This is a genomic window from Acidovorax sp. BoFeN1 (genome assembly GCF_003345135.1).
Lineage (GTDB): Bacteria > Pseudomonadota > Gammaproteobacteria > Burkholderiales > Burkholderiaceae_C > Acidovorax > Acidovorax defluvii.
In genome coordinates, this window is record NZ_QOZT01000097.1 from 1 (window position 1) to 12296 (window position 12296).

Below are 12296 nucleotides of genomic sequence, written 5' to 3' on the forward strand. Positions count from 1 at the left end.
CGCCCATCCCGTACAGCCCACAGAAGAGGACACCCATGCAAGCTGCTTTGACCACCCCCGACAACCTCGCCGCCACGCCACAGGCGCTGCCATCCCACGCTCCCGCGACGGCCAATGTGCTGACCCACTACCAGATCATCCGGCGCAACGGCGCAGTGGTCCCGTTTGAGCCGCAAAAGATCGCCGTCGCCATGATGAAAGCCTTTCTGGCCGTGCACGGTACACAAGGCGCCGCATCGGCCAGCGTGCGCGAGGTGGTGGACATGCTGACCCAGAATGTGACCCGCGCGCTGATGCGCTCACGCCCCGGCGGCGGCACCTTTCACATTGAGGACGTGCAGGACCAGGTGGAACTGGGGCTGATGCGCAGCGGTCACCATGAAATTGCTCGGGCCTACGTGCTCTACCGCGAGCGCCGCACCCAGGAGCGCGCGCGACAAGCCGAAGAGCAAACCCCTGCAGCCCCCCAGTTGCATGTCATGGACGGCGGTGAGCGCGTGGCGCTGGACCTGGCCCGCCTGCAGTCGCTCATTGCATCGGCCTGCGTCGGCCTGGGTTCAGACATCAGCGCCCAGCCCATCGTGGCGGAAACCATGCGCAACCTGTATGACGGCGTACCGATGGAAGAGGTCTACAAGGCGTCCATTCTTGCCGCACGCACACTCATCGAGAAGGATCCGGACTACACCTACGCCACAGCGCGCCTGTTGCTGCACACGATCGTGCGTGAGGTGCTGGGCCGCGAAGTCACTCAGGCCGAAATGGCGCAAAGCTATGTGGACTATTTCCCGCAGTTCATCAAGAAGGGTGTGGAGCACGAGCTGCTGGATGAACGTCTGCTGCAGTACGACCTGCAGCGCCTGGGCGCCGCCCTCAAGGCCGACCGCGACCTGCAATTTGATTACCTCGGCCTGCAAACCCTGTATGACCGCTACTTCCTGCACGTCAAGAAAACGCGCATCGAGCTGCCCCAGGCTTTCTTCATGCGCGTGGCCATGGGACTCTCGCTCAATGAGATCGACCGCGAAGCACGCGCCATCGAGTTCTATGAGATTCTTTCCAGCTTCGACTTCATGTCCAGCACGCCCACGCTGTTCAACAGCGGCACGCGGCGTTCGCAGTTGTCCAGCTGCTACCTCACAACAGTACCCGACGACCTCGATGGCATCTATGAGTCCATCAAGGAAAACGCCCTGCTTTCCAAGTTTGCTGGCGGCCTGGGCAACGACTGGACCCGCGTGCGCGCGCTGGGCAGCCACATCAAGGGCACCAATGGCGAGTCGCAAGGGGTGGTGCCCTTCCTCAAAGTGGTCAACGACACGGCCGTGGCCGTGAACCAGGGCGGCAAGCGCAAAGGCGCCGTCTGCACCTACCTGGAAACCTGGCACCTCGATATCGAAGAGTTCTTGGAGCTGCGCAAGAACACCGGTGACGACCGCCGCCGCACGCACGACATGAATACCGCCAACTGGATTCCCGATCTGTTCATGCGCCGCGTGATGGAAAAGGGCACCTGGACGCTGTTCTCGCCGTCTGACGTGCCTGACCTGCACGACCTTTTTGGCGCAGCCTTTGAAAAGGCCTATGTCGCCTACGAAGAGGCGGCAGCGCGCGGCGAGATCAAGCCTGCCAAGACGGTACAGGCCACCGACCTGTGGCGCAAGATGCTGACCATGCTGTTCGAAACCGGCCACCCCTGGATCACGTTCAAGGATGCCTGCAACGTGCGTTCACCCCAGCAGCACGCCGGCGTGGTGCACTCGTCCAACCTGTGCACCGAAATCACGCTGAACACCAGCGACACCGAAACCGCCGTGTGCAACCTGGGTTCGGTCAATCTGCTGCAGCACATCAAGGACGGCAAACTCGACCACGACAAGCTCAAGAAGACCATCAAGGTGGCCATGCGCATGCTCGACAACGTGATCGACATCAACTACTACGCCGTCAAGAAGGCCCGGGAGTCCAACCTGCGCCACCGCCCGGTGGGCCTGGGGGTCATGGCCTTTCAGGACAGCCTGTACGAACTGCGCATTCCTTACGCTTCGCAAGAAGCCGTGGAATTTGCCGATCACTCGATGGAAGCCATCTGCTATTACGCCTACTGGGCTTCCAGTGATCTGGCCAGGGAGCGCGGCAAATATCACAGCTACAAAGGCTCGCTTTGGGATCGCGGCATCCTGCCTTTGGACACGCTCGATATGCTGTCAACGGCCCGCGGCGGTTATGTGGAAGTGGATCGCTCGTCCACGCTGGACTGGGACGCCCTGCGCAACAAGATTGCACAGGACGGCATGCGCAACTCGAATTGCGTTGCCATCGCCCCCACGGCCACGATTTCCAACATCATTGGGGTGGATGCCTCCATCGAACCCTCGTTCGGCAACCTGTCAGTCAAGTCCAACCTTTCAGGCGAATTCACCGTGATCAATGGTGGCCTGGTGCGCGACCTCAAGCGACTGGGCTTGTGGGATGACGTGATGATCATGGACCTCAAGCACTTCAAGGGATCGCTCCACCCGATCGACCGTGTGCCCCAGGACATCAAGGCGCTGTACTCCACGGCGTTTGAAGTCGACCCACAGTGGCTGGTGGAGGCAGCATCGCGCCGTCAGAAGTGGATTGACCAGGCGCAGAGCCTGAACATCTACATGGCCGGCGCATCGGGCAAAAGACTGGACGACACCTACAAACTTGCCTGGGTGCGCGGACTCAAGACCACGTACTACCTGCGCACACAAAGTGCCACACACGTCGAGATGAGCACGGTGACCACGCGCCAGCTCAACGCGGTTTCGTCGGGCAATGACGGTGGTGCAACCAGCGCATCGGCACCTGCGCGGGCCCAGCCCAGCGCACTCGAAACTGCGGCTGCCGCTGCGGCCGCACAGGCAACTGCACTGCCTGCAACAGACATCAAGTTCTGCGCGATCGACGATCCCGGTTGCGAAGCCTGTCAGTAAGCACCGCAACTGCAACGCGCCGGCCCTGTCCGATGCGTTGCGCATGTGTTGTGAAGCAACAAAACCTTGCTGCACAACGCTTCAGTGCTTTTCTTTTTGCAGCACTGCTTTCATAATCCGAACACTGGAAAATCTATGTTGACCTGGGACGAAGAAGTCAAGCCCTCATCGCAAAATCAACTGGACGGCGGTCTGAACAACAACCGCCTGGCGGGACAACCGCCTCTGTCTTTCCAGCCCCCCTCATCACAAGCCGCGGATGCTGCAGCCAGCGTCATCGGTGGTGCGCCCGCGCCCACCGCTGCGGCAGCGCACCGCCGCGTGAACGCCGCCGACAAACGCATCATCAACGGCCAGACCGACGTCAACCAGCTGGTGCCGTTCAAGTACAAGTGGGCGTGGGAAAAATACCTGGCCACTTGCGCCAACCACTGGATGCCGCAGGAAGTGAACATGACGCGGGACATCGCGTTGTGGAAAGACCCCAACGGCCTGACTGAAGACGAACGCCGCATCATCAAGCGCAACCTGGGCTTCTTCGTCACTGCAGACTCTCTGGCTGCCAACAACATTGTGCTGGGCACCTATCGCCACATCACGGCCCCCGAGTGCCGCCAGTTCCTCCTGCGCCAGGCCTTTGAAGAAGCCATCCACACGCACGCCTACCAGTACATCGTGGAGTCACTGGGACTTGATGAGAGCGAGATCTTCAACGCCTACAACGAAGTTCAGTCGATTCGCGACAAGGACCAGTTCCTGATCCCCTTCATCGAGGCGATCATGGACCCCAACTTCCGTACCGGCACGCCCGAGAACGACCAGACGCTACTCAAGTCGCTGATCGTCTTTGCCTGCCTGATGGAGGGTCTGTTCTTCTACGTCGGTTTCACGCAGATCCTGGCGCTGGGTCGCCAAAACAAGATGACCGGTGCCGCCGAGCAGTACCAGTACATCCTGCGGGACGAGTCAATGCACTGCAATTTCGGCATCGACCTGATCAATCAGCTCAAGCTGGAAAACCCCCACCTCTGGACAGCAGAGTTCAAGGCCGAGATCAAGGCGCTGTTTCTCAAGGCGGTCGAGCTGGAATACCGCTACGCCGAAGACACCATGCCCCGCGGCGTGCTGGGCATGAATGCCTCCATGTTCAAGGGCTACCTGCGCTATATCGCCAACCGCCGTGCCACGCAGATCGGGCTGGAGACGCTGTTCCCCAACGAAGAAAACCCGTTCCCGTGGATGAGCGAGATGATCGATTTGAAGAAGGAACGCAACTTCTTCGAAACCCGCGTTATTGAATACCAGTCTGGTGGTGCGCTGTCCTGGGACTAGCGCCTTTCGCATCACACCACCATGGATCTTTACACCACGCCCCACGCCGACAACGCTTCAGAGCGCCATCGCGTGGGTCGTTTCCGTGTTCATGAAGATGGAATTTTTCTCCATCCTCATGGATCGCTTTCTGTCCACTGCAGACAGAGAGTGCTCTTTGCAAATTGACCCAAGGAGAACATGATGGCAACTGCGAAAAAACCGGCCGCCAAGAAGGCCGCACCAGCGAAGAAGGTAATGGCCGCCAAGAAGGCTGCGCCAGCGAAGAAAGCTGCCGCTCCTGCCAAGAAGGTAGTGGCCGCCAAAAAGGCTGCGCCAGCGAAGAAAGCTGCCGCTCCTGCCAAGAAGGTAGTGGCCGCCAAGAAGGCTGCGCCAGCGAAGAAAGCTGCCGCTCCCGCCAAGAAGGTAGTGGCCGCCAAGAAGGCTGCGCCAGCGAAGAAAGCTGCCGCTCCTGCCAAGAAGGTAGTGGCCGCCAAGAAGGCTGCGCCAGCGAAGAAAGCCGCCGCTCCTGCCAAGAAGGTAGTGGCTGCCAAGAAGGCTGCGCCAGCGAAGAAAGCTGCCGCTCCTGCCAAGAAGGTAGTGGCCGCCAAGAAGGCTGCCCCCGCCCCAAAAGCAGCCCCTGCAAAGAAGGTAGCCCCAGCCAAAAAAGCCGCGAAGGCCCCAGCCGCAGCACCATCCGCGCAAACCACGCTGAACCCCCAGGCGGCCTGGCCCTTCCCCACCGGCACCAAGCCGTAAATCCTGCACTTTCAGTGCCCAGCCCGGTGCTTGCGCACCGGGTTTTTTTATGCCGGAAACAAGCGGATTCAGACGCGCCAACCGCTACCGAGAGAGCAGAAGGACCAAACGTTTTGGCATGCAAACGGTATCAGGTAGGTGTGAAGTCGAGTGTGTAGTTTTGTGGCCCACGCTGTGCGATCTTGAGCGCCCCCACACGATTGCCCAGTTCGGCGCAACGCACGAGCGACCAGCCGCGCTCCAACCCAAAAAGCAACGCCCCGCGCCATGCGTCCCCACACCCAGTCGGATCTACTACCTTAGCGGGTTCAATCGCGGGCACCAGGGTCTTTTCTCCATCAACCCACACCTCACAACCTTGCGCCCCCAGTGTGACAACCAACCCCTTCACCTTGCGTGAAATTTCGGCGCAAGACCAACCTGTGCGTTCGCACAGCATTTTGCCTTCATAGTCGTTCACCGTGACCCAGGTGGCCTGCTCGACAAACCGGGACAGTTCGGCTCCATTGAACATGGGCAACCCCTGGCCTGGATCGAATACAAACGGAATATCTGCCGCAACCATCTGGGCGGCGTGCTCCAGCATGGCATCCCTTCCATCGGGCGCAATAATGCCAAGACTCACATCGGCCTGAGGCTCAATGCGGTTCACATGGGCCTGCATCATCGCCCCGGGATGAAATGCCGTGATCTGATTGTTGTCACGGTCCGTCATGATCATGGCCTGCGCGGTGTAGGTGTCATGGGCCTGCCCCACATGCGCAGTGCTGATGCCCAGCTCCTTCAGTCGCGAGAGGTAATCAGCGCCGTCACTGCCCAGCATGGCCATGGGGAGCGGCTTGCCTCCCAACAGTTGCAGGCTGTAGGCAATGTTGCCGGCACACCCGCCAAAATCCCGCCGCAAGGAGGGCACCAAAAACGACACATTGAGGATGTGCAGTTGATCGGGCAGGATCTGCTCGGCAAACCGCCCTTCAAAAGTCATGATGGTGTCAAACGCAAGGGAACCACAAATCAATACAGCCATGGCAAAAGTTGGTTAAGAATCAGGGATAGAACGCCAGCAGCCGATAGCCAGCCACACGCGCTCCGCCAGTGGTCACGACGACCGCCACCGAAGAGGTCCATTCACCCAGTGCGGGAAGCTCCGCAGGAGCCCCCATCTCCTGGGGCAAAAATACACGCCGAAGCACGGGCTGGTCCTGTGTATCAGTCAGGGTCAACTCCATCGCAGGCATGGACAGGGGCAGCGTTGCTCGGTTCTTGATGACAAAAACCAGCTGGTAGCTGTCTCCGCGTGCTTTGTTGAAAGAAGAGCTTTCAATAACGACATCTGATATTTGCCTGAGCGGGGCCAAGGTGCACTGCAAGGGCTCGCACAGCCTCTGAAGCCATGGACGAACACGGACATCCATGGCCGCAATGCGGTCCCGCTCCTGCAGCACCATCTGCAATACCAAGGTGCACAACAGCACCATTGCGATGACCCCCAACCCCGTCCGCACCAAAGGGCGCCGCCAGAAGGCCTTGCGCTTTGCGGCGCGGACAAAACTCACTTCATCCGCACCCGAAGTGCCCTCGGGCGAGTCATCTTCGTCCTGCGCCCGCGGGATGACGCCCACCGCCCCATCCTGCAGATTTTCGGTTCGCCCCATACCGTCCCTGGACAAGGATTCCGGGGAGAGAGATTCATCGAATGACGTGTCCGAACCCCGTCCTGGTGAATCCTTCTGCGTGTGCAAAATCTCATGCTCATCCACAAAGTCGCCGCCTCTTTCCGGCTCAATCAGGGATTGCTTGCGCGGCAACTCCAGTGGCGGATACAAGGCAGCGCCTGCAGTAGAAGAGTCTTCGGCCCGCTCATCCTCAGGCCACTCTTCACGGAACTCGTCATATGGCAATTCGTAGCCTGGCAGGCTCTCGCCCATCTGTAGCGCAGGGGACTCCTTTTCCGAAGAATGCCCTCTATGGAGGGGAACGAGCGGCGGCACCGCATCGGCCACCGGCACTAAGGGATCAGCCCCCGGCATTGCCCCGTCAGCAAGAGCGTTGCCGGCTGGGGGTACAACCGATCTCCAGGCAAATGGAGCAGTAGGCTGCAGGGTCATTTCCTGTCCAGGGAATGAGAAAGTCGCCTTACCCGCAACAAGAAACGAGGGCACATCCTGGACTGGCACATCCAGCACGCTGTCTGGCAAAGGATGATCCCAGGACAGGTCGTGCGCCTTGGCAGGCGGCACACCCAGCGCCGAAGGAGCAGCGGGGGTGTCCGCAGAAGGGGCGCCCCAGGCACGCACTGCACTGGTGGCGCGTACCACCGGCGTCGGTGGTGGGCGCGACGCGGTCATGGACACGTCCGGCAGCAGAGCCTGCGACTCAGAAGGCAGCAGATGGGCCGATGCGTCGAAGACTTCCTTGCATTGCCCGCAGCGCACCCAGCCGTCAGAGATGCGCAACTGATCGGCAACCACCTTGAATTTCGTCGCGCAGGAAGGGCAGCGTGTAATCTGGCTCATCTGCGATCCATTGTAGTAAGCGCCCCTTAACGACAAACTTCAGCGGCGTGGATAACTCAGCGGGAGGCCGTCATGAGGATCCAGCCATCCTCGGCATCCGCCACCTCAAGGCGAATCCATGGCGCGTAGGCTTCCTGCAGCTCCTGCGCCTGGCGCTCCAGAATGCCTGCCAGCACAAGGTGTCCGCCTGGTGCCACATGCGCGCACAGCAATGGTGCCAGTACCCTCAACGGAGTGGCAAGAATGTTGGCCAGCACCATCTGGTAGAGCCCCTGGGCCTTGTCCGGCAGGCCTGCCCGCACCTGCACGCCGTTGGCCAGGGCATTCTGCATCGTGGATTCGACGGCGGCTGGATCAATGTCCACGGCATCGATATCGGTGGCGCCGAACTTGGCCGCACCTATGGCCAGAATGCCCGAGCCACAGCCGTAGTCAAGCACCCGGCCGAGGGGATTGCCGGCTGCTGCGCTGGTGGCGCCGTGGCGCGCAATCCATCGCAGGCACATGCGCGTGGTGGGGTGGGTGCCCGTGCCAAAAGCAAGCCCCGGATCCAGCCGGATGCTGCGCAGGGCCTGCGCTGGCAGCTCATGCCAGGTCGGAACAATCCAGAAGTCGGGAGTGATGTCGACGGGTGCAAACTGCGACTGCGTCAGTCGCACCCAGTCCTGCTCGGGTACCTGCGCCAGCCCCAGCACCTTGCACCCCGTGAAGAAATCCTGCACGGCCAGCAATTGCTGCGCCTCGCTCGCGGCGGCTTCGGTTTCAAACAGGGCCACCACCCGGCTGCGCTGCCAGCCCTCCTTGGGCGGAGGCATGCCCGGCTCTCCAAACAATGCCTGCTCGGCATCGGTCTGCGCGTCAGCGTCCTCCACCGACACGCTCAGGGCATCCAGCGCATCCAGCGCATCGCTCACCGCCTCAATGCGGTCTTCCGGACACATCAGACTCAGCTCAAACATGAAACACGCCTCTCAGAAAAAATGAAATGCTGGCACCCGTTGCCAGGAGCCAGCATGGAACCATGCGCAGGAGGATTTCACCGCTTGTGCTGTGACAGCCACTCTTCCAGATAGTGAATGTTGGTGCCGCCCGACACAAACTTGGCATCCACCATCAGCTCACGGTGCAACGGCACGTTGGTGTTGATCCCCTCGATCACGGTTTCCGAGAGCGCCGTGCGCATGCGGGCCAAGGCCTGTTCACGCGTGTCGCCATGCACGATGATCTTGCCGATCATCGAGTCGTAGTTCGGGGGGACAAAATAGTTGGTGTACGCATGCGAATCCACCCGCACCCCCGGGCCGCCCGGCGCATGCCACATGGTGATGCGCCCCGGAGAAGGGATGAACTTGTAAGGGTCTTCGGCATTCACCCGGCATTCAATGGCATGGCCACGAATCTCGATCTGTCGCTGGGTGAAAGGCAACTTTTCACCAGCCGCCACCATGATCTGCGTGCGCACAATATCCACACCCGTGACCCATTCGGTCACCGGATGCTCCACCTGCACGCGCGTGTTCATCTCGATAAAGTAGAACTCACCGTTTTCGTACAGAAACTCGAAAGTGCCCGCACCGCGATAACCGATCTTCTTGCAGGCAGCCACGCAGCGCTCGCCGATGCGTTCGATCAGCTTGCGGGGAATGCCGGGCGCCGGCGCCTCTTCGATCACCTTCTGATGGCGCCGCTGCATGGAGCAGTCGCGCTCGCCCAGGTACACGGCATTGCGGTGCTTGTCGGCAAGGATCTGGATCTCAATATGGCGCGGGTTCTGGAGGAACTTCTCCATGTACACCGCAGGATTGCCAAACGCAGCACCCGCTTCGGCCTTGGTCATCTGCACGGCATTCACCAGCGCTGCCTCGGTGTGCACCACGCGCATTCCGCGGCCACCGCCGCCGCCAGCGGCCTTGATGATCACCGGGTAACCCACCGCCTTGGCAATGCGGCGGATCTGCACCGGATCATCCGGCAACTCGCCTTCCGATCCTGGCACGCAGGGCACGCCGGCGCGGATCATGGCCTGCTTGGCGGACACCTTGTCGCCCATGGTGCGGATGTTGTCTGGTGTGGGGCCAATGAACTGGAAACCGCTTTTTTCCACCCGCTCGGCAAAATCGGCGTTTTCGGATAGAAAACCATAGCCCGGATGGATGGCTTCTGCGTCCGTCACCTCGGCCGCAGAGATGATGGCAGGCATGTTGAGGTAAGACAGCGGCGAGGGCGCCGGGCCAATACAGACGGCCTCTTCGGCCAGCTTCACATACTTAGCATCACGATCGGCCTCGGAGTAGACCATCACGGCTTTCACGCCCAGCTCGTGGCAGGCGCGCTGGATGCGCAGGGCGATTTCGCCGCGATTGGCGACCAGGATCTTTTTAAACATAGGCTATCTCGCGGCTCATCGCCCGCACGCTGGCGCGTGCCAGGGCAATTTTCATTGCCTTGCCGCTGGCAAGAACGTCGCAGTGGGCGACAAGGATCTTTGTAAACATGGGCAGGAATTACTCGATCACGAACAAGGGCTGTCCGTATTCGACGGCCTGACCGTTCTCACCCAGAATCTTGGTCACTGTGCCGGATTTGTCGGCCTCGATTTCATTGAGGATCTTCATGGCTTCGATGATGCAGACCGTCTCGCCTTCCTTGACCTGGCTGCCCACCTCGACGAACGCCTTGGCACCGGGGCTGGACGAACGGTAAAAAGTGCCCACCATGGGCGACTTCACCACATGGCCAGTGGGCGCTGCAGCCACCGGTGCGGGCAGCTCGGCAACGGTGGCCGGCGCGGCTGCTGCAGCCGCAGCGGGCATGGGAGCCGGAACATACTGCTGCACCACAGCGCCGCCGCTCTTGACGATACGGACCTTGCCCTCGGCTTCGGTGATCTCGAGTTCAGACACATTCGACTCGGATACCAGATCGATGAGGGTTTTGAGTTTTCGCAAATCCATGGGAGCTCCAACGGCTATAAAACTGAATAAGGCGCGAATTTACTCCAATTTCAGCCTACTTCAGTCTTTAGAGCGCATTTTTCACCATCGACAGCGGGGGTATAGCCCGTTTCAGCGGTTTTGACTGGCTATTTTTACGGAAAATATCTTCAGCGCAGGGCAACCCACTTTTGCAAGTCCTGCGGGGTAACCTGGCCCATTTTACGATGCAACACGCGCCCTTCCGCGCCGAACACCACGGTGAAGGGCAGGCCACCCGTCAGGTTGCCCAAGGAGCGCCCCAACTCCGAGCCCCCCAGCCCTGCCAAGCCCACCGGGAAATCCAGCGGTAACCGCGCCAGAAACTTCCGCACCGAAGAAGGCTGATCAATCGCCAATCCCACCACTTGCCAACCGTTGGCCTTGTTTTCGCGATGAAAGGTGTTGAGCAGGGGCAACTCTTCTACACAGGGCGGACACCAGGTCGCCCAGAAGTTGAGCAGCAAGGGTTTGCCAGCAAACGCCCCCATGGCCAGCTGGGCGCCCTCGGGCGTGTCGAATGCCTGGGTCCAAAGTGCCTGCTCGGCGCCCGCTTGCACAGCGCGGGGCTGCAGGCGCCACCAGGCCAGGCCGGCACCACCCAGCGCGGCAGCGGCAGCCACACCAGCATACAAAGCCCTGCGCCGGCTTACGGGCGTTACGCCATGACCAGACTCAGAGGAAACAGACGATTCAGCAGATGGCAGGGATGGCAGAGTCATGGGGCATTTTCCTGAAGAAGGCGCCGCACCGCGGTGATGTCACCACGTGGCGATCGTCCCTTGGTATCGGGGCGCAAGGCTCCGCGCAAATCGTCGAGATCGTAGATCAGCAAATGCACGCCGATCATTTCACCCAGTTCAGGGCACTTGCTGCCCACGCTGAGGGCCTCGACAGAATCGCCGTGAAAGCCTGGGACGGTGCGCGGCTCGTAATCGACGTTATGGTCTATCAGCGCGATCTCGGCTGATTTGGAGTCATCACAAAACAACTGCAGATAAATATCCGACAGCCGGGTGGCAGTGCCACGCCACACCGCGCCGCCGAGATGGGGCCGAAAAGCGGACATGCGCTCCATCCAGACCAGGGCCAGCTGGCGCAGGGCACGCAATTCACGGGGCTGGGTGTCGGCGCAAAACAGGGCGATGTATTCCCGTACTGCGTCTTCCACCTCATCGTTGTCGGGCAGGGGGGTGCGTGCCGGCAGGCCCAGCTGGCGCACGGCACGGCGTTTGGCGGGGCCCCACTCCAGGCCCTCTTCCACGACCAGCCGGGCAGTGGTGCTGGCGATTTCGGCGCTCAAAGGTGTTGGCATGGCGCAATGGGATGGCGTTGGGAGGCGCTATTGTGGCGCCAACCCGTGACAAGCCGCCACGCCGCCCCGCATGGCCCGACGCAGATATGGCCATTGCACTCCAGCCACCCTGGCAGACACTATGTTTTTAATAGCTTCTTGCGCTTACCACACAAGCGCTGCGTTGCCTTTTGTGGCTCTCTTCCGTTTCGGGTGGAGCGCTACAGTTCAAAAAAATCTGTTGACACCCCCTGAACAGGAGCCGTTCCGATGCAAGAAGCATTGTTTTGCCAAGCGTTAGGCCTTGCAGCCCCTTGGGCGGTCGAGCGTGTTGCGCTGGACGTGGAGCGCAGTCGCATCGACCTGTACGTTGTCTGGCGCTCAGGCAGTGCAGCATGCCCGGCGTGCTCAGCCGCTGATCAAAAGCTCCATGACCACCGCCAGCGCAGCTGGCGGCATCTGGACTTCTTTCAGTTCGAGG

At 60.6% G+C, this 12296-nt stretch carries 12 protein-coding genes; 5 read left to right on the forward strand and 7 right to left on the reverse strand.

Going from position 1 to position 12296, the window contains the following annotated elements; translation table 11 throughout:
* Positions 1–35: 35 nt before the first annotated feature.
* The 4 genes from DTW89_RS16685 to DTW89_RS16695 all read left to right on the forward strand — a co-directional run bounded on the left by DTW89_RS16685 (position 36) and on the right by DTW89_RS16695 (position 5033).
* A complete protein-coding gene (locus DTW89_RS16685; RefSeq protein WP_114656745.1) occupies positions 36–2963 on the forward strand; it encodes a ribonucleoside-diphosphate reductase subunit alpha in 2928 nt (975 codons plus the stop codon).
* Positions 2964–3098: 135 nt separating this feature from the next.
* On the forward strand, positions 3099–4295 hold the full coding sequence (locus DTW89_RS16690; protein ID WP_114656746.1) for a ribonucleotide-diphosphate reductase subunit beta: 1197 nt from the start codon (positions 3099–3101) through the stop codon (positions 4293–4295).
* Positions 4296–4316: 21 nt separating this feature from the next.
* On the forward strand, positions 4317–4463 hold the full coding sequence (locus DTW89_RS19430; RefSeq protein WP_161555646.1) for a hypothetical protein: 147 nt from the start codon (positions 4317–4319) through the stop codon (positions 4461–4463).
* Positions 4464–4478: 15 nt separating this feature from the next.
* A complete protein-coding gene (locus DTW89_RS16695; protein ID WP_114656749.1) occupies positions 4479–5033 on the forward strand; it encodes a histone in 555 nt (184 codons plus the stop codon).
* A 130-nt stretch (positions 5034–5163) separates the two neighbouring features.
* Here the strand turns inward: DTW89_RS16695 and DTW89_RS16700 are convergent, their stop codons facing one another.
* The 7 genes from DTW89_RS16700 to DTW89_RS16735 all read right to left on the reverse strand — a co-directional run bounded on the left by DTW89_RS16700 (position 5164) and on the right by DTW89_RS16735 (position 11836).
* Positions 5164–6060, reverse strand: a complete 897-nt coding sequence (locus tag DTW89_RS16700; RefSeq protein WP_114656747.1) for a carbohydrate kinase family protein — start codon at positions 6058–6060, stop codon at positions 5164–5166.
* Positions 6061–6079: 19 nt separating this feature from the next.
* A complete protein-coding gene (locus DTW89_RS19815; protein WP_236637183.1) occupies positions 6080–7549 on the reverse strand; it encodes a zinc-ribbon and DUF3426 domain-containing protein in 1470 nt (489 codons plus the stop codon).
* A 56-nt stretch (positions 7550–7605) separates the two neighbouring features.
* Complete coding sequence (gene prmA / locus DTW89_RS16715) at positions 7606–8508, reverse strand: 50S ribosomal protein L11 methyltransferase (protein ID WP_114656748.1); 903 nt, start codon at positions 8506–8508, stop codon at positions 7606–7608.
* A gap of 77 nt (positions 8509–8585) precedes the next feature.
* Positions 8586–9935 carry an acetyl-CoA carboxylase biotin carboxylase subunit gene (gene accC / locus DTW89_RS16720; RefSeq protein ID WP_024812848.1) on the reverse strand — a complete coding sequence of 450 codons (1350 nt, stop codon included), beginning with the start codon at positions 9933–9935 and terminating at the stop codon, positions 8586–8588.
* Positions 9936–10053: 118 nt separating this feature from the next.
* Positions 10054–10503: an acetyl-CoA carboxylase biotin carboxyl carrier protein gene (gene accB, locus DTW89_RS16725; protein WP_024812849.1), complete on the reverse strand. Its 450-nt coding sequence runs from the start codon at positions 10501–10503 to the stop codon at positions 10054–10056.
* A 149-nt stretch (positions 10504–10652) separates the two neighbouring features.
* Positions 10653–11243: a TlpA family protein disulfide reductase gene (locus tag DTW89_RS16730; protein ID WP_024812850.1), complete on the reverse strand. Its 591-nt coding sequence runs from the start codon at positions 11241–11243 to the stop codon at positions 10653–10655.
* Positions 11240–11836, reverse strand: coding sequence for a hypothetical protein (locus DTW89_RS16735; RefSeq protein ID WP_111865637.1), 597 nt, complete (start codon positions 11834–11836; stop codon positions 11240–11242). Before DTW89_RS16735 ends, DTW89_RS16730 begins: the two co-directional genes overlap by 4 nt.
* 249 nt (positions 11837–12085) lie before the next feature.
* Between DTW89_RS16735 and DTW89_RS16740 the strand changes: the two genes are divergently transcribed.
* Positions 12086–12296, forward strand: a 211-nt coding sequence (locus DTW89_RS16740) for a transposase family protein (RefSeq protein ID WP_201740958.1), incomplete at its 3' end; no start/stop codon positions are given.

What these genes read in the sequence shown, in the direction of transcription:
- DTW89_RS16735 (WP_111865637.1), bottom strand. Translation starts at nt 11,836, where the DNA reads ATGCCAACACCTTTGAGCGCCGAAATCGCCAGCACCACTGCCCGGCTG.
- DTW89_RS19815 (WP_236637183.1), bottom strand. Translation starts at nt 7,549, where the DNA reads ATGAGCCAGATTACACGCTGCCCTTCCTGCGCGACGAAATTCAAGGTG.
- DTW89_RS16695 (WP_114656749.1), top strand. Translation starts at nt 4,479, where the DNA reads ATGGCAACTGCGAAAAAACCGGCCGCCAAGAAGGCCGCACCAGCGAAG.
- DTW89_RS16690 (WP_114656746.1), top strand. Translation starts at nt 3,099, where the DNA reads ATGTTGACCTGGGACGAAGAAGTCAAGCCCTCATCGCAAAATCAACTG.
- accC (WP_024812848.1), bottom strand. Translation starts at nt 9,935, where the DNA reads ATGTTTAAAAAGATCCTGGTCGCCAATCGCGGCGAAATCGCCCTGCGC.
- prmA (WP_114656748.1), bottom strand. Translation starts at nt 8,508, where the DNA reads ATGTTTGAGCTGAGTCTGATGTGTCCGGAAGACCGCATTGAGGCGGTG.
- DTW89_RS16730 (WP_024812850.1), bottom strand. Translation starts at nt 11,243, where the DNA reads ATGACTCTGCCATCCCTGCCATCTGCTGAATCGTCTGTTTCCTCTGAG.
- DTW89_RS16685 (WP_114656745.1), top strand. Translation starts at nt 36, where the DNA reads ATGCAAGCTGCTTTGACCACCCCCGACAACCTCGCCGCCACGCCACAG.
- DTW89_RS19430 (WP_161555646.1), top strand. Translation starts at nt 4,317, where the DNA reads ATGGATCTTTACACCACGCCCCACGCCGACAACGCTTCAGAGCGCCAT.
- accB (WP_024812849.1), bottom strand. Translation starts at nt 10,503, where the DNA reads ATGGATTTGCGAAAACTCAAAACCCTCATCGATCTGGTATCCGAGTCG.
- DTW89_RS16700 (WP_114656747.1), bottom strand. Translation starts at nt 6,060, where the DNA reads ATGGCTGTATTGATTTGTGGTTCCCTTGCGTTTGACACCATCATGACT.